General features: G+C 66.7%; 16 protein-coding genes. 9 read left to right on the plus strand and 7 right to left on the minus strand.

From position 1 onward, the window contains the following. Entirely contained in the window at nucleotides 1-672 is a 672-nt protein-coding gene (locus PV761_RS12975) for a histidine phosphatase family protein (RefSeq protein WP_028271451.1), read from the minus strand. Then, nucleotides 669-2,111, minus strand: coding sequence for an adenylosuccinate lyase (gene purB / locus PV761_RS12980; protein ID WP_028271452.1), 1,443 nt, complete (start codon nucleotides 2,109-2,111; stop codon nucleotides 669-671). The genes PV761_RS12975 and purB overlap by 4 nt, the downstream gene beginning before the upstream one ends. A gap of 192 nt (nucleotides 2,112-2,303) precedes the next feature. Here purB and PV761_RS12985 point away from each other — a divergent pair, with 192 nt between their 5' ends. Together PV761_RS12985 and PV761_RS12990 are read left to right on the plus strand one after the other, a co-directional pair. Next, complete coding sequence (locus PV761_RS12985; protein ID WP_051628922.1) at nucleotides 2,304-2,609, plus strand: hypothetical protein; 306 nt, start codon at nucleotides 2,304-2,306, stop codon at nucleotides 2,607-2,609. Continuing rightward, nucleotides 2,609-4,039, plus strand: coding sequence for a hypothetical protein (locus PV761_RS12990; RefSeq protein WP_347897295.1), 1,431 nt, complete (start codon nucleotides 2,609-2,611; stop codon nucleotides 4,037-4,039). The genes PV761_RS12985 and PV761_RS12990 overlap by 1 nt, the downstream gene beginning before the upstream one ends. Here the strand turns inward: PV761_RS12990 and PV761_RS12995 are convergent. Beyond that, on the minus strand, nucleotides 4,036-4,461 hold the full coding sequence (locus PV761_RS12995; protein WP_028271454.1) for a phage holin family protein: 426 nt from the start codon (nucleotides 4,459-4,461) through the stop codon (nucleotides 4,036-4,038). The two genes, PV761_RS12990 and PV761_RS12995, sit on opposite strands and share 4 nt — an antisense overlap. Nucleotides 4,462-4,521: 60 nt before the next feature. On the opposite strand from PV761_RS12995, the gene PV761_RS13000 reads away from it, so the two are divergent. From PV761_RS13000 to PV761_RS13020, 5 genes are all read left to right on the plus strand, one after another. Next, nucleotides 4,522-5,640, plus strand: a complete 1,119-nt coding sequence (locus PV761_RS13000) for a histidinol-phosphate transaminase (protein WP_347897297.1) — start codon at nucleotides 4,522-4,524, stop codon at nucleotides 5,638-5,640. A 149-nt stretch (nucleotides 5,641-5,789) separates the two neighbouring features. After that, on the plus strand, nucleotides 5,790-7,037 hold the full coding sequence (gene pdhA, locus PV761_RS13005; RefSeq protein ID WP_347897299.1) for a pyruvate dehydrogenase (acetyl-transferring) E1 component subunit alpha: 1,248 nt from the start codon (nucleotides 5,790-5,792) through the stop codon (nucleotides 7,035-7,037). Beyond that, the gene (locus PV761_RS13010; protein ID WP_347897301.1) at nucleotides 7,034-8,014 is read left to right on the plus strand and encodes an alpha-ketoacid dehydrogenase subunit beta; all 981 of its coding nucleotides are present in this window, start codon (nucleotides 7,034-7,036) and stop codon (nucleotides 8,012-8,014) included. The genes pdhA and PV761_RS13010 overlap by 4 nt, the downstream gene beginning before the upstream one ends. Before the next feature lie 69 nt (nucleotides 8,015-8,083). Beyond that, nucleotides 8,084-9,631, plus strand: coding sequence for a dihydrolipoamide acetyltransferase family protein (locus tag PV761_RS13015; protein ID WP_347897303.1), 1,548 nt, complete (start codon nucleotides 8,084-8,086; stop codon nucleotides 9,629-9,631). Nucleotides 9,632-9,673: 42 nt separating this feature from the next. Continuing rightward, nucleotides 9,674-10,573, plus strand: coding sequence for a LysR substrate-binding domain-containing protein (locus tag PV761_RS13020; protein WP_347897305.1), 900 nt, complete (start codon nucleotides 9,674-9,676; stop codon nucleotides 10,571-10,573). Nucleotides 10,574-10,612: 39 nt separating this feature from the next. Here PV761_RS13020 and PV761_RS13025 read toward each other — a convergent pair whose 3' ends face one another. Further along, nucleotides 10,613-10,951, minus strand: a complete 339-nt coding sequence (locus PV761_RS13025) for a hypothetical protein (RefSeq protein WP_347897307.1) — start codon at nucleotides 10,949-10,951, stop codon at nucleotides 10,613-10,615. Between the two features lie 229 nt (nucleotides 10,952-11,180). On the opposite strand from PV761_RS13025, the gene PV761_RS13030 reads away from it, so the two are divergent. Continuing rightward, complete coding sequence (locus PV761_RS13030; RefSeq protein ID WP_347897309.1) at nucleotides 11,181-12,764, plus strand: AMP-binding protein; 1,584 nt, start codon at nucleotides 11,181-11,183, stop codon at nucleotides 12,762-12,764. 9 nt (nucleotides 12,765-12,773) lie between these two features. Here the strand turns inward: PV761_RS13030 and PV761_RS13035 are convergent, their stop codons facing one another. Both PV761_RS13035 and PV761_RS13040 read right to left on the minus strand, forming a co-directional pair. Continuing rightward, nucleotides 12,774-13,205 (minus strand): universal stress protein, encoded by a 432-nt coding sequence (locus PV761_RS13035; protein ID WP_028271461.1) that lies wholly within the window; start codon nucleotides 13,203-13,205, stop codon nucleotides 12,774-12,776. Between the two features lie 67 nt (nucleotides 13,206-13,272). Then, on the minus strand, nucleotides 13,273-14,565 hold the full coding sequence (locus PV761_RS13040) for a PLP-dependent aminotransferase family protein (protein ID WP_347897311.1): 1,293 nt from the start codon (nucleotides 14,563-14,565) through the stop codon (nucleotides 13,273-13,275). 122 nt (nucleotides 14,566-14,687) lie between these two features. Between PV761_RS13040 and PV761_RS13045 the strand changes: the two genes are divergently transcribed. Then, nucleotides 14,688-15,533, plus strand: a complete 846-nt coding sequence (locus PV761_RS13045) for an isocitrate lyase/phosphoenolpyruvate mutase family protein (protein WP_347897313.1) — start codon at nucleotides 14,688-14,690, stop codon at nucleotides 15,531-15,533. 34 nt (nucleotides 15,534-15,567) lie between these two features. Here PV761_RS13045 and PV761_RS13050 read toward each other — a convergent pair whose 3' ends face one another. Continuing rightward, entirely contained in the window at nucleotides 15,568-16,398 is an 831-nt protein-coding gene (locus tag PV761_RS13050; protein ID WP_347897315.1) for a GerMN domain-containing protein, read from the minus strand. Nucleotides 16,399-16,531 lie beyond the last annotated feature (133 nt).

Genomic DNA, 16,531 nt, shown 5'->3' on the forward strand with positions numbered 1-16,531 from the left:
TTAGGCAGGTCCGCCGGTGGGGTCCTCGGCAGTGGGGTCGGCCAGAGCCAGGCCGCCCACCGGGCTGTCGTCCCAGTGGATGAGCTCCCAGCCGGTGTCGGGGTCCCCTTCCAGCGCCACGATGCCCGTGTTGTCCAGGACGTGCCTGACAGCAAAGTCCGGTTCGATGTTGGCGGCCCGCAGGCCGGCCCAGACCCGGATGGCTGCGCCGTGGCTGACCACGGCCACGGACGAGGAATCCCCGAGGCCATTCGCCCGTTGCGCGACCTGAGCGATCGCGGCGTCATAGCGGTCGAAGAAGTCCCGGCCGCTGGGGCCGGCCGGCATCCGGCGGTCCAGGTCGCCGTCGGCCCAGGAGAATATGGTCCCCAGGTACCGCTTGTGCGATTCGTGGTCCGTCTGTTTTTCCAGCGACCCGGCCTCGATCTCGTGGATGCCCTCGATCACTTCGGCCTCCAGGCCCTGGAGACGCGCCAGGGGAGCAGCCGTGATCTGCGTCCGGATCAGGGTGGAGGCATAGAGGGCCTGGATCGGCTCATTCACCAGGGCACGCGACAGCGCCTCGGCCTGGCGCTCGCCCAGCTCAGTGAGGCCAGGCCCAGGGTGTGCGGTGTCCAGCTGGCCCAGCACGTTCCCGGGGGTCTGGCCGTGGCGGATCAGCAGAAGCCTCATTTGAGGTGGTTCACCAGCTCGGTGGCGATGCCGGTGTACTTGCCGGGCGTCAGGGCAAGCAGCCGCGCTTCGGCGTCGGGGGAGAGGCCCAGGCCCTGCACGAATTCCTGCATCCGGGCGGCATCCACGCGCTGTCCGCGGGTGAGGTCCTTGAGCCGTTCGTAAGGGTTTTCCATCCCTTCGACACCGGCAATCGCTTCGGCGCGCATTACCATCTGGATCGCCTCACCCAGCACTTCCCAGTTGGTGTCGAGGTCGGCGGCCAGGACGTCCTCAGCCACGTCCAGGCGCTCCAAGCCCTTGACCACGTTGGAGATGGCCAGCAGGGAGTGCCCGAACGCCACGCCGATGTTGCGCTGGCTGGAGGAATCGGTGAGGTCGCGCTGCCAGCGCGAGGTGACCAGAGTGGAGCCGAGGACATCCAGCAGTCCGGAGGAGATTTCCAGGTTGGCTTCGGCGTTCTCGAAACGGATCGGGTTGACCTTGTGCGGCATGGTGGAGGAACCCGTGGCGCCTGCCACCGGAATCTGCGCGAAGTAGCCGATCGAGATGTAGCTCCAGATGTCCGTGCACACGTTGTGCAGGATCCGGTTGAACCGCGCGACGTCGGCGTACAGCTCCGCCTGCCAGTCGTGGCTTTCGATCTGCGTGGTCAGCGGGTTCCAGGTCAGGCCCAGGCCCTCGACGAACGACTTCGCAACCTGCTGCCAGTCTGCGCCCGGCACCGAGGCCACGTGTGCCGCGTAAGTGCCGGTGGCGCCGTTGATCTTGCCCAGGTATTCCGTCTTCGCGATACGGTCCAGCTGGCGGGTCAGGCGGTGCGCGATGACGGCCAGCTCCTTGCCCAGCGTGGTGGGCGTGGCCGGCTGGCCGTGCGTGCGGGAGAGCATGGGCACGCTGCGGTTGTCGTCAGCCATTTTGCTGATCTGGGCCACCAGGGCCCTGGCGGCCGGCAGCCACACGTCCTCCACAGCGCCCTTGACACCCAGGGCGTAGGAGAGGTTGTTGATGTCTTCGGACGTGCAGCCGAAGTGCACCATGGCGGTCAGCCGCTCAATGCCGATGGCCGGGAGCCTGCGGCCGATGTAGTACTCCACAGCCTTGACGTCGTGCACCGTCACGGCCTCGATTTCGGCCAGCTCGGTGACCGAGGCGGAGTCGAATTCGGTCACGATCGCGCGGAGCTGGTCCTGCTGTTCAGCCGTCAGCGGACCCGCGCCCGGCAGCACGTTGTTGCCGGTCAGGTGGATGAGCCATTCAACTTCCACGGCCACGCGGTCGCGGTTCAGGGCCGCCTCGGACAGGTAGTCCACCAGGGGCGCTACGGCGGACTGGTACCGGCCGTCCAGCGGGCCGAGGGCAATCTTGTCCTGCGACGCGGCGAGGGCCAGGCGTCCGGAAGGCGTACGGGTGTCAGCTGTGGCGGCAGTTTCAGGCATGTGCTGATTGTTTCACGAAGTCGCGCCGCCCCTTAAGCGCGGAGTCCGTGTGACTTCTCCTCCCCAGCGCCGAGGTTGCCGGGGCGCCCGCCGTTTTCCACATAGTCGACGCCGGCGGTACCAGGCCTGCAGGCCGCTCCGTAGCGTCGTCATCACCGACCATGCAGAACAAACAACGTCAGGGGAGCTGAAATGAGCGGCAGCATCACCGCAGCAGATGCCAACGCGTGCGGATCGCGGAGCTTCGAAGTGCAGCAGCTGGCCTGGCGGGTCGCCCGCTTCGCCCATGGCCTCGATACATCGATGCTCAGGTTCCGCCATGTGCAGCTTGCTGAGTGGCAGTCCCCGGCAGGGCAGGCATACCGCACCGCCATCTCGCTGCAGGCGGCTGCGCTGGACCGGGCACGGGAGCGGCTGATGGCGGCTTACGAAGCCGTGCTTCGCCACTCACAGCAGGTCCCGCTCTCATCCCAGCGGACGCCCGGGGGCGGGTACTGATGGCAGAGGCCACACCCTCCGGCAGCGGCGGGCCGCTGGGACCGCTGGAGCCGGCCACGGACGGGAGCATGCGGATCCGCGGTGGTGTGGGCGGAATCCGCTTCCAGCTGGAGGAACTCATGGCCGGTGTGTCCGAGCTGGAAGGCATGGCTGACGAACTCGCCGCCGTGGAGATAGGTGTCCGCCGGATCTGGGAAGAGCTGTGTCCCTACCAGTACGATCCACGGCCCAGCGGCACGGCGGCACTCATCGCGGTGGGTGAAGGCGGTCAATCGGTGCGCGCCGTCAGGGAAGAGCTTCAGCGCCTCAGCGACCAGGTCCGCGCAAGCCACCGCGACTACGAAAGGGCGGAGTCGCTGGCCGCCGCCGGGATCCGCCTGCCGGAGGACGGCTGGGGCTTCCTGCCTTTGTTGTTCGTGGATCTGACCCAGGCCAACTACCCCAGCCGTGACGCGGCCGAGGCCGTCGCGCTGCAGGCATCGATCATGCTGCTGGGCACGATTGCACCGAAAGAGGACCTCGCCAGGGCACTGGCCGCAGAGGTGGCTGCCGGGCGGCACATTTCAGCCTCGGGCGCCTTCGTTCGCAGGCTGGCGGAGAACTACCTTCCGCGGCTGAAGCCCCGGCCCGTCACCGCGGTAGAGGAACTGACACGCGACGTTGACGTCGACACCTCCCCGGCCGGGTTGCTCGCCCGGCTCCGGAAGCTGGATGCGGACGGGCACGGAACGATAGAGGTGGTTCAGGTCGATAACGGCGGGCACAAGGCATTCATTGTCATCATCCCCGGCACGCAGCCCACGGATCCGCCCGGAGGAGTGAACCCGCTGGATGAGGCAGGAATCGTTGAGGCACTGGGATACGGCTCGGAGCAGCTCAATGCCGCCGTCACCTCGGCGTTGCACCAAGCGGGGGCCTCCAAGGGGGACCAGGTGGTGGCTGTCGGTTACAGCCAGGGCGGGGTGCATGCCATGAACCTCAGCAGCGACAAGGCGTTCCTGGCCGAATTCGACCTGAAGTATGTCCTCACGGCCGGATCGCCGGTGGGCGGAATTACCCCCGAAGCCGGAATCACGTCCCTTCATGTCGAACACCGCCAGGACTGGGTCCCCGGCAGCGACGGAATTCCGAACGCGGACACCCGGGACAGGGTCACCGTCACGCTGACGGACCGGGTGGTCACCCCGGCGGGCAAAGACCCAGGTCTCGGGCCCGGCCACAACCTTGAAAACTACGAGGCTGGGGCAAGGGCGGTGTCCGCGAGCGAAGACCCCTCCCTGGTCGCCAACACGGCGGTCCTGGCCGGAGTCCTCGGAGTCGGCGGCGCAGGGACAGCCACCCGTTTCGCCGTGAACCGGGAGCCCCGGGTTACGCCTGCCCGCCAGCCGGACCGGCCGCTATTGGGCGCTGGCAGGTGGGTTGCGCGCTAACGGCGGACGCCCGTGATCCTGCCCGCCACGAGGGAGACCAGCGTGATGATGATGGCCGCCAGGACAGCCGTCCAGAAGAAGGAGTCGATGGTGAAGTGGACGGGGGTGTAACTGCTCAGCCAGGAGGTCAGGTACAGCATGGCGGCGTTGATGACGATAGTGAACAGCCCCAGCGTCAGGATCGTGATCGGCAGGGACAGCAGGCTGACGATCGGCCGCACCAACGCATTCACCAAACCGAAGATCAGGCCGATGAACAGGTAGGCAAGAATGATGCCCAGCGGGTCGGTTCCCTGTGTGACGCCGCCCTGGGCAACGGCTTCTGTCGTTGCGGTGGTGGAGATGTCCAGGCCGGGCAGTATCCAGCTGGCAATCCAGAGGGCAAGGCCATTGATGAGAACCCGCACGATGAAAGAAAACATGGGCCCATGCTTTCACACGGCGGAGGAAAGCGGCAGGACCGGAGAAGTAGGCTAGTTGGCATGACTTCACCAGAGAACCCTGCCGGGGGAATCAGGCCCCGTCCGGTCGTGGACAGGCTTCCCCGTTATGCCGCCGGCAAGCCTCCCGCCGCCGTCGAGGGCCTAGCCAGCTACAAGCTGTCCTCCAACGAGAACCCGCTTCCGCCCATCCCTGCAGTGTTGCAGGCCATCGCGGACCAGACCGACTTCAACCGCTACCCGGATCCCCTCAGCACGAAACTCCGGGGGGCCCTCTCGGAGTTCCTGCAGGTTCCTGCCGAAGACATCGTCACGGGCGCGGGCAGCCTGGGAGCGCTGAACCAGCTTCTGGTGACCTTCGCCGGGCAGAACGATGACGGCAAGGCCGATGAAGTCATCTACGCCTGGCGGTCTTTTGAGGCCTACCCTATCTGTGTCGGCCTCGCCGGCGCTGAAAGTGTAAGGATTCCCCTGACGCCCGACGGCCGCCACGACCTCCATGCCATGGCAGCCGCGGTGACCGCGCGAACCAAGGTCATCCTGCTGTGCACTCCCAACAATCCCACCGGTCCCATCCTGGAAACCGACGAAACCGAGCGGTTTATCCGCTCTGTCTCTGCCGACGTCGTCATCGTCATTGACGAGGCATACCAGGAGTTCGTGCGGGCCGAGCACGCTGTGGACGGTATCGAGATGTACCGCAAGCACCCGAATGTGGTGGTCCTGCGGACCTTCTCCAAGGCCCATGGGCTGGCCGGCCTCCGCGTGGGGTACAGCGTCTCCCACCCGGACCTCACCCAGCACCTCCGGGTGGCCGCCACGCCGTTCGCCGTATCGCAGATCGCCGAGCGGGCGGCTATGACCTCGCTGCAGAACTTCAGCCAGGTTGTAGAAAGGGTACAAAGCCTCGTGGACGAGCGCGACCGCGTCACGGCCGGGCTGCGCGAGCTCGGCTGGTTTGTGCCGGACGCGCAAGGCAACTTCGTGTGGCTCAATCTGGGCGAGAACAGCGCGGAGTTCGCAGCACTGGCGGGTGAAAGTGCCCTGTCCGTGAGGGCGTTCGGCAACGAGGGCGTCCGGGTAAGCATCGGGGAAGAGGAAGCGAACAGCCGTTTCCTCAAGCTCTGTGCGAACTATACAAAGGCGCCACGGCGTTCCTAGCGCTTAACATAACGCCCCGCGTCCGCCTACTGCGGATAAAGTAAGGGACAGTAAGCCAAAATATATGCCGGATCAGGAATGTATTCCCGATCCGGCATATATCCCAGCGAGATTGCGACGCTCTTGTGAGCGGCAAGCAAGGAGACGGTATGGGCGCCACACATCTGCCCGCTACCGAGTTCGACGGAACCGGGGTAGACGACCAGCTCGAGGCGGAAGCCGAGGCCGTGCTGGGTGAACCTCCCACCCAGATGGTCCAGCTCCTGGGTCCGGACGGCACGCTGGGCGAAGACCCGGTCTTCTCCGCCTATGCCGACCGCCTGGACGCTGAAAAGCTGCGTGGTTTCTACGCCGACATGGCAGCCATCCGGCGCTTCGACCAGGAGGCGACCGCGCTCCAGCGGCAGGGCCAGCTTGCCCTGTGGGTGCCCCTGACGGGCCAGGAGGCCGCCCAGATCGGTTCGGGCCGGGCCAGCCAGCCGCAGGACTACATTTTCCCGACCTACCGTGAGCACGGGGTGGCCCTGACCCGCAACGTCGACCTGGCTGAGCTGCTGCGCCAGTTCCGCGGCGTGTCCAACGGGGGCTGGAACCCCAAGGACACCAACTTCCACCTGTACACCCTGGTCCTTGCGGCGCAGACTCCGCATGCAGTCGGCTACGCCATGGGGATCCAGCGTGACCAGAAGCTCGCGGCCGCCAACGCCACGCCGGGCCAGCCGCAGGAGCCCAAGGCGGCCGTCATGGTCTACTTCGGCGACGGCGCGAGCTCAGAAGGCGACGTGCACGAGTCCATGGTGTTCGCTTCGTCGTACAACGCGCCCGTGGTGTTTTTCTGCCAGAACAACCATTGGGCCATCTCGGTCCCCAGCACCGTGCAGACCCGTGTCCCGCTCGCGGACCGCGCCAAGGGCTACGGGTTCCCGGGCATCCGGGTGGACGGCAACGACGTCATCGCAGTCCATGCCGTCACAGAGTGGGCACTGGAGCGCGCCCGCGAAGGAAAGAGCCCCGTGCTGATCGAGGCGTTTACCTACCGGGTCGGCGCCCACACCACGGCCGACGATCCCACGAAATACCGCGGCTCCGATGAGGAAGCGCAGTGGAGGGCGAAAGACCCCCTCGAGCGGCTCGAGAAGTACCTCCGCGCCGAAAACCTGGCGGACGATGACTTCTTCGCCAAGGTCAAGGCTGACGGCGATGAGCTCGCCGCCTACGTGCGCAAGACGACCCACGACCTCGAAACCCCGGACATCCGCACGGCGTTCGCCAACACCTACGCCGAAGCGCACCCGCTGGTGGCCGAGGAGCTGGCCTGGTTCGAGGAATACAGTGCAGGATTCGCCGACGAATCGGAAACAGTCGAGGCAGATACAGACGGGGCAGCCAACCGATGACCACCATGACCATCGCCAAGGCCATCAATGAGGGCCTGCGCGCGACGCTGAACAACAACCCCCGCACCCTGCTCATGGGCGAGGACATCGGTCCGCTCGGCGGCGTTTACCGCGTCACCGACGGTCTGATCGGAGAATTCGGCGCCGACCGCGTCGTGGACACCCCGCTGGCCGAGTCCGGCATCATCGGCACCGCGATCGGACTTGCCCTCAGCGGCTACCTCCCCGTGTGCGAGATCCAGTTTGACGGCTTCGTGTTTCCCGGCTTCAACCAGATCACCACCCAGCTGGCCAAGATGCACGCGCGCAGCAACGGAAACCTCACGGTGCCGGTCGTCATCCGTATTCCGTACGGCGGCGGCATCGGCTCGATCGAACACCACTCGGAGTCCCCTGAAGCGCTGTTCGCCCACACGGCCGGCCTGCGCATCATCACCCCGTCCAACCCGCACGATGCCTACTGGATGATCCAGCAGGCCGTCGACTGCCAGGACCCGGTGATCGTATTCGAACCGAAGCGGCGCTACTGGCTCAAGGGCGAGGTCGACACCGAGTCACCCGGCGCCTCGGCGGACCCGTTCAAGGCCCACGTCCTGCGCGAAGGCACCGACGCCACCGTAGTGGCCTACGGTCCGCTGGTTCCGGTGGCCCTCGCCGCGGCAACTGCCGCCTCCGAGGACGGCCACAGCGTGGAGGTCATCGACCTGCGGTCCATCTCGCCGATCGACTTCGACACCGTCACCGAATCCGTGAAGAAGACCGGCCGGCTGGTCGTGGCCCACGAGGCACCGACGTTCGGCGGCATCGGCGGCGAAATCGCGGCCCGGGTCAGCGAGCGGGCGTTCCTGTCCCTCGAAGCCCCCGTGATCCGTGTTGGCGGATTCCACATGCCCTACCCCGTGGCGAAGGTGGAAGAAGACTACCTCCCGGACATCGACCGTATCCTTGAGGCGCTGGACCGCGCCTTCGCCTACTGACGACTGCCTGCTGACAGCCTCCCCACTGACAGCCTCCCCACTGACGATGCCTTTCAAACCGAGGACCCCATGACTGTAAACAAGTTCAACCTCCCCGACGTGGGCGAAGGGCTCACCGAGGCCGAGATCGTTTCGTGGAACGTCAAGCCCGGAGACAGCGTCGCCATCAACGACATTCTGTGCGAGATCGAGACGGCCAAGTCCCTTGTGGAACTGCCGTCGCCGTTTGCGGGTACCGTCACCGAACTGCTCGTGCCCGTGGGAGTGACAGTCGACGTCGGAACTCCGATCATCAGCGTGAGTGACGCCGTGTCCGGCGACCCCACGCCCGCGGATGCGCCGGTTCCGGCCGCAGCTGCCCCGGCCGCAGCTGCCCCGGCCGCGCCGATGTATGGAACCCTGCCTGCGGAAGACACTGCGGCGCCGGAAGCCCGTGCCGTGCCCGTCACCGGTGGTGCGGCCAGCCCGCTGGTTGGCTCGGGCCCCAAGGCCGACGCCGTCAAGCGCCGCCCGCGCAAGGCACCGCCGTCCGCGGTGGCCCCTGTGGCATCAGCCGCAGCGCCGTCCCCGGTGGTCGAGCCTGTCCCAATGACCGAGCCGGTCGAGTCCCAGGGCATCTGGATCAACGCCGGGGCGCCGTCGGCCCCCGATGCTGCCGCAGCCCCCGAAGAAGGCGCGGTGCGCCCCACCCTCGGCGGAACCATCAGCGGCCTGGTGAACAAGGTCCTGGCCAAACCTCCGGTGCGAAAGATCGCCCGGGACCTCGGGATTGACCTCGCGGACGTCGTGGCCACTGGTGCACGGGGCGAAGTCACCCGCGAGGACCTGGTGAGCTACCAGGCCCAGCGCGACGCCGAAGTGGACAAGGCCGACACCTTCTGGGGCAAGTCGGGCCGGCCGCAGGACCAGCGCATCGAGCGGATTCCCGTCAAGGGCGTCCGCAAGGCCACTGCCAAGGCGATGGTGGAGTCGGCGTTCGCCGCACCGCACGTCAGCATCTTCGTGGACGTGGATGCCAGCCGCACCATGGAGTTCGTCAAGCGGCTCAAGGCCTCCCGCGACTTCGAAGGCATCAAGGTCTCCCCGCTGCTGATCCTCGCCAAGGCGGTGATCTGGGCAGCCGCCCGCAACCCCAGCGTCAACGCCACCTGGGTGGACAGCGCCGACGGCAGCGATGCCGCCGAGATCCACGTCAAGCACTTCATGAACCTGGGAATCGCAGCGGCAACCCCGCGGGGCCTGATGGTGCCGAACATCAAGAACGCCCAGGACCTTTCGCTCAAGGAACTGGCCCTGGCGCTCAATGACCTGGCCACCACAGCCCGGGCGGGAAAAACCCAGCCTGCCCAGATGCAGGGCGGCACCCTGACTGTCACCAACATCGGCGCGCTGGGCATCGACACCGGCACTCCGATCATCAACCCCGGCGAAGTGGCCATCGTGGCCTTCGGCACGATCAAGCAGAAGCCCTGGGTCCTGGACGGGGAAGTCATTCCGCGCTGGATCACTACCCTTGGCGGTTCCTTCGACCACCGCGTGGTGGACGGCGATCTCTCGGCGCGCTTCATGGCCGACGTCGCGGCGATCCTTGAGGAGCCAGCCCTCCTGCTGGATTAGTACTGCTTGATCAGTACCAGGACTTCCAGTCGAGAGGCACCGATGGAGACGCGACACCTCAAGTACTTCATTGCCGTGGCTGAGGAGCGCCATTTCGGCCGGGCGGCAGTCCGGCTGCACATGGCCCAGCCCCCGCTGTCGCAGCAGATCCGCCAGCTCGAGGACCAGCTGGGAACGCAGCTGCTGGTCAGGACCACCCGCAAGGTGGACCTGACCCCTGCCGGGCAGCTGCTCCTGGACCGGGGCAGGCAGCTGCTGCACGAACTTGAGGCGCTGGAATCGGATGTGCAGCAGGTGGGGGCCGGTGCCACGGGCGTGCTCCGGGTGGGATTCACCGGCACGGCCACCTACCGGCTGATGCCGGCAGTGGTCCAGGCCGCGCGCCGGGCCCTTCCAGGCCTGCGGATTACGGTCCAGGGCGAAATGCTGACCCCGCAAATGGAGGCTGCCCTCGAGGAGGGCCGGCTCGACGTCGCCGTCCTCCGGCCCCCGGTGGGTTCGGGCGAGATCGCCTTGAAGCTGCTGGAACAGGATCAGCTGGTGGCTGCGCTTCCTGCCGATTCGCTCCTGGCCGGGAAGGGGCCGCTGGACCTTGCGGATCTGTCCTCGCATGATTTCATTGGCTACCCCGGGTCCTCGGCCGTGAGCAGCATCGTCATCGATGCCTGCCGCAAGGCCGGCTTCCAGCCGCGGCTCGTCCAGGAAGCCCGGGAAACGTCCACGCTGTTGTCGCTGGTGGCTGCCGGGATGGGCATAGCGCTCGTGCCCATGACCGCCCGGATGTTTTCCTTCCAGGGCGTGGTGTTCCGTCCGCTCCGCGGACTGTATCCGGTTGACCTTGCCGTTGCGTGGAACCGGGGCAATGAAACACCGCTCCTGAACAGTTTCCTGGCACTGTTTGATTCGTTGCCAACGTTTCCGGCCGTCGACGAGCCGGAGTAGGGCGGGCAGCCGGGCAGCGGGGCCCGCCGCGGAGTTCCCCTAGCAGGCGGGGTAGTTCGAGAGCATCTGGGCCAGGGCCGGATCGGAAGTCATTCCGCTCAGGGCGACCGCCGCTGTGATCATCAGACCGGAAAAGACAGTGACGCACGCGGTGACGACGGCGAAGAACTTCCAGTCATCACGCATGACGCTGCGGATGGTCTCCGGCAGGTTCAGGCCGGGCGTGATGAGGTTGGGTGCGGAGTCGGTGGAGCCGTCGTCGAGGAAAGCAATCACCCGGTCGTTGGCACGGTCCACTCGCATCATGCTGATGTGGTTCCCGTGGCGGGCAAGAAGGATGTCGTGGCCTACGAGCTGGCGGCGCTGAAGAGTCAGCATAATATTCCCCTGAAGTCGGTGGTACTCGGATGTCCGCACCATCGAGCACCTTCTAATTTTATCGCTGTAAACCGCGTGATTCCGCCGGAAAACGGGTGAGGATGCCCACCAGGGGGAGTGACGACGGTCAAGCGCGTGAGGTTCCGTCCTTGACACGCCGCACTAGAGTTGCACCAGTTGCCGCCCTCACCGGCCGCCGGCTGCTGGAGCAAATCAAAGGAGATGTTGCGTGTTTTCGAGCCCCTTCCCGGACGTGGTCATTCCGGACCAAAGCATTTATGAGTACCTCTTCGGCGGCATCACGGAAGCGGACCTGGACCGGACCGCCGTCGTGGACGGCGCGAACGGCGCGGAAACCACCTACCGGCAGCTGCTGGAGCAGATCGATGCAGTGGCGGGGGCCGTGTCCGCGCGCGGACTGGGCCCGCACGGGGTCGCGGCCATCCTCTGCCCGAACGTCCCGGCCTTCGCGGCCGTATTCCACGGCCTGCTCCGCGCCGGTGCCACCGTCACCACCGTCAACTCCCTCTACACCGCCGACGAACTGGCGCTTCAGCTGGAGGATGCCGGCGCCAGCTGGCTGTTCACGGTGTCAGCGCTGCTCCCGGGGGCCGAGGAAGCCGCTGAACGCGCCGGAATTCCGGCGGACCGGCTGGTGGTGCTCGACGGCGCCGCAGGTCACCCGTCGCTGAAGGACCTGCTCACCGCCGGGGCGCCGGTTCCGGCCGTTTCCTTCGACCCGGCAACCCACGTGGCGGTCCTGCCGTATTCCTCCGGAACCACCGGACGGCCCAAGGGCGTCAAGCTCAGCCACCGCAACCTTGTGGCCAACGTGGAACAGTCCCGGGGGCTGCTGAACGTGAAGGACCAGGACAGGCTCCTTGCCTTGCTGCCGTTTTTCCACATCTACGGCCTGACTGTCCTGCTGAACCTTGCCCTGCGGGAGCGGGCCTGCCTGGTCACGATGCCCCGCTTCGAACTCGCCGAGTTCCTGCGGATCATCCAGGACCACAAATGCACCTACCTGTTCATCGCCCCGCCCGTGGCCGTGGCATTGTCCAAGCACCCGCTTGTTGCCGACTACGATCTGGGCTCCGTCCACACGACGCTCTCGGGCGCCGCGCCGCTGGACGGTGAACTCGGCGCTGCCCTCGCCGAACGGCTCCGGTGCCGCGTGCTGCAGGGCTACGGGATGACCGAGATGAGCCCGGTGTCGCACCTGATCCCGGTGGGCGCATCCGACGTTCCCGTGAGCTCGGTGGGGTTCACCGTGCCCAACATGGAATGCCGGCTGGTGGACCCCGCCAGCGGTGAGGACATCGGCGTCCCCGCGGCGGGCACCAGTGCCCCGGGCCATCTGCTGTGCCGGGGTCCGAACGTTATGCTGGGCTACCTCAACCGCCCGGAGGAAACAGCAGACACCCTGGACGCGGACGGGTTCCTGCATACCGGCGACATCGCCACTGTCCGGGCCGACGGCGTGGTGACCATCGTGGACCGGCTCAAGGAACTCATCAAATACAAGGGCTACCAGATCGCCCCGGCGGAACTTGAAGCCCTGCTGCTGACGCACCCCGGCATCGCGGATGCCGCCGTGATCGGGACGCCCGATGCCGACGGCCAGGAAGTCCCGATGGCTTTCGTTGTGCGCCAGCCGGGCGGGCAGGCAGGGACGCTCGACGAAGCCGGCGTGATGGACTTCGTCGCCGGCAGGGTGGCGCCCTTCAAGAAAATCCGCCGGGTGGAGTTCATCGAGGCGGTACCCAAGTCCGCGTCCGGGAAGATCCTGCGCAGGCTGCTTAAGACGCCCTAGCCGGAGGTCCTAGTCGGCGACGTCGGTCTTCGCGATGTAAACGTCGCAGGGCGCGTTGTGCGCCACGCTGTTGGCGACGCTTCCCAGGACCCGGCCGAGTCCGCGCATCCGGCGGTTGCCCACCACGATCATGCGGGCGTCGAACCGTTCGGCTTCCCTGATGATGGCTTCCGCCGGCTTGCCCCGGGCCGAGGAATAGGTGACCTTGAGGCCTTCCCTGCTCAGCCGTGCCGCCACGTCCTTGGCCACCTTCTCGGCCTCGCCGGCATCGGAGACGATGAACCGGTCACTGCCGCTGCCGTAAACCTCGGTGCGGTCGCTGTCGAACGCGGTCACCACGTGAAGCGTCGCGTCCAGGGAGGCGGCGAGCCCTTGGGCTGTTTCCGCGGCCCGCATGGCAGTCTCACTGCCGTCAACGCCGACAACAATAATTCCGGTCATAGTCCTGCTCCTCAGGGATTGGTCAGCCTAATGAAAAATGGTGGGCCGCATGCAGTAATGATTCAGGCTACAGCGCAGCAATGGCGTCCCGCAGTACCGGCGCGAGCCGCCGCACTCCCTCGGCGATGGCTTCGGGAGGCACGGCACTGAAAGCGAGGCGCAGCTTGTTCGAAGGTTCGTCCGAATGGGTGAACGCCGCCCCGGGGATGAACACCACGCCGGCGTCGATTGCCTTGCGAAGCAGCGGGTAGGTGTCCACACCCTCTGGCAGGGTGACCCAGACGAAGAAGCCGCCCTCGGGCCGGGTCCAGCTCAGTCCCTCGGGCATGTACTCCTCGAGGGCGGCGAGCATGGCCTGGCAGCGCTCCGCGTAAAGCCCGCGGTAGGTTTCGATCTGCCCCATCCAGTCGTAGTCCCGCAGGTAGGCCGAGACCAGCATCTGGTTCAGGGTGGACGGGCAGAGCGTCACGGCTTCGGAGGCCAGGTAGTAGCGGCGCTGAAGGTGCGCCGGCACCAAGGCCCAGCCGATCCTCAGCCCCGGGGCGAAGATCTTGGAGAAGGAGCCCATGTAGATGACGTCGTCCGGGTTGGCGGCCCGCAGCGGAGCGAACGGCTTGCCCTCGAAGCGGAGCAGTCCGTAGGGGTTGTCCTCCAAAACCAGAATATTCGCTTTCCGGCATATATCGACGATTTCCTGCCGCCGCTCCACGGCGAGGGTGATGCCGGACGGGTTGTTGAAGTTCGGGATGGTGTACAGGAACTTGATGTTCTTCCCGGCCGTCTGGAGGGCGGCGATCCGGGCTTCCAGGAGATCCGGGACCAGGCCGTGCTCGTCCATGGGGACGGGCGCCACCTCCACCTGGTAGGCCTCGAAGGTGTTCAGGGCGCCCACATACGTCGGGTCCTCCACCAGCACCACGTCGCCGGGGTCGCAGAAGACCTTGGTGGCCACGTCCTGTGCTGACTGTGAGCCGGCGGTGACCACCACATTCCGGGGATCGGCGTCGAGGATCCCCTCCGCTGCCATCACTTCGCAAATCTGGGTGCGGAGTTCTTCGGTCCCCTGGCCGCTGCCGTACTGGAGGGCGGTCATGCCCTGTTCGGCAATGATCTTCGCCGCTGTCTGGCCTAGCCGCTCCAGCGGCAACGACTGCAGGTAGGGGCTGCCGCCGGCCAGCGATACCAGGCCGGGGCGCAGGGAGATGTCGAAGACGTCGCGGACGGCGGACTGCTTGATGTTTGCTGCGCGCTCCGAGAAAAGTTCATCGTGGCGGTGGGCGGACGTTGCCGCGCGTTCGATTGCGTCAATTGCCTCGGCCGGCAGGATGTCTGCGGCGGCATCAAGTGTTTCGTGGGTCACACTGACAGGATACAGCCAGTTGTTGTCAATTAGGCAACGTTTGTTGCTGAAAATCTGAATCATCCCTCGGCGCGGGGACCGAATTGCTTTACCTGGGACGGCGCAGGGCATGGAATAGAGCCATGACAACGCAGAGTCGCCTCGGACCCCTGGCTGCCGCCTTCCACGCACTGCACGACGGCCCGGCGCCGCTGGTCCTGGTCAATGTCTGGGATGTGGCCTCCGCCCGCCTCGTGGAAGAAGCAGGGGCGACCGCGCTGGCCACCTCCAGTTCCGCCCTGTCCTGGAGCCTCGGCTTTCCGGACGGCAACCACCTGCCGCGGGAACTCGCCATGGCTGCCCTGGGCCGGATTGCGGCATCTACGGCGCTGCCGGTCACAGCGGATATTGAGACGGGGTATGCACGTGCGAGCGGTGCGTTCGACGATGCTGAGCTGCAGGAAACGATCCGCAGCGTCCTGGCGGCCGGAGCTGTGGGCGTCAACTTCGAGGACTCCGGCGATGATCCGCTAACCGACGTTGACGAGCAGGCGCGACGCATCGCCGTCGTGCGCCGCACGGCGGAGGAAGGAGGCGTTGACCTGTTCATCAACGCCCGCATCGATACCTACCTGTCCGGCCGGTTTCCGGAGACCGCCTTCCCGGAAACGCTTCAGCGTGCGGAGGCATACCTTGCGGCCGGGGCGAACGGGATCTTCGTGCCCGGCGTGCAGGACCTGCACCTGCTCCATGACCTGTCGCGGCGGATCGCCGCGCCCCTGAACGCGCTGGCCGGCCTGGGAGCGCCCTCCGTGGGCGAACTGCACGACGCCGGCGTCCGCCGGGTCAGCATCGGCGGCAACACGGCGAAGGCTGCTTATGCCACCGTGTCCCGGGTGGCGGACGACGTGCTCGGGGACGGCAACTGGTCCGAACTGGCCGGCGCCCGCAGCCACGAGGCCATGGATGGGCTGTTCCGGAAGGGCTAGGCGGCAAGTGCGGCCCCGGCCCGGCGGAGGCGGCTCACCGGAGGCTCAGGACGTCCGCCAGCCGCCGTCCGTCCACATAGATCTCCGCCCGCGCCGCACCGACGGCTGAAACGGCCGTGTGCGTGAGCTGGGCTTCCAGCCGGGGAATGTCGCAGGTGCCGCCCGGCCGGATGGTCCCGGTCAGGTTCACCACCACGGTGGTGCCGTCAAAGTAGGCGGAAACGTACTTCAGCGCGGAGTCGGCCAGCGAGTTGTACAGGCCCTCCGGGGGATCGCTGCCGCCGAGCAGGAAATCGAGGGCTGCCTGGAGTGGTTCCTGGGCCGCGGCGGTGTCATGGGTAACGGCCACGAGGCTGTCGTTGCAACCGAACCGCACGCCTGAGCTGCCGCCGTCATCCAGTGCCACGAAGTAGACCGGCGTCCCGCCGGACAACCGCCCGCGCGCAGCCTGGTCGTCGTCGGCGGCTTTGGTCGGCGCCGCCGGGTTCCCGGATCCGGAACTGCCCGAACGGCCCGCAGCGGGAGAGCCCGGAGCTGTGGACGCGGAGCCGGTGACGGAGCCGGAGTCATCAATGATCGCGGCGCCGTCGTCGCCGCCGGCCTGCGGCGTGATGCTGCCGCCCGTTCTGGGTTTGGCCGTGGGGCCGGAGGCCGCAATTTCCGATCCGGCTGAGGCCGGGAGCGGGGCCTCGGTTGTGGCCCCGGGAAATGGCGGCGGGAGTGGTTGCGGTTCGGGCACGCTGCCGGGCTGGGCGGTGGTGCCGGCCGGGGATGCCGACAGGGGCAGCGAGCAGGATCCGAGCCACAGCGGAAGTATCAACGCGGCGGCCGCCGCAACTGCCCGGACCCCAGGCATGACCATCATGAAGGCACCGCACTTCCAGCTCTCGCACGTCCCCCGTCTCCACGTTACGGCGGGGCGTCGGTGTGCGGAACAGGTGCCAAGTGACGGTTTTGCGTCAGCTCCATCACGGATTGGTGACGCAAAAGCCCCCGGC

The organism is Arthrobacter sp. CC3 (assembly GCF_039907775.1).
Classification (GTDB): Bacteria; Actinomycetota; Actinomycetes; order Actinomycetales; family Micrococcaceae; genus Arthrobacter.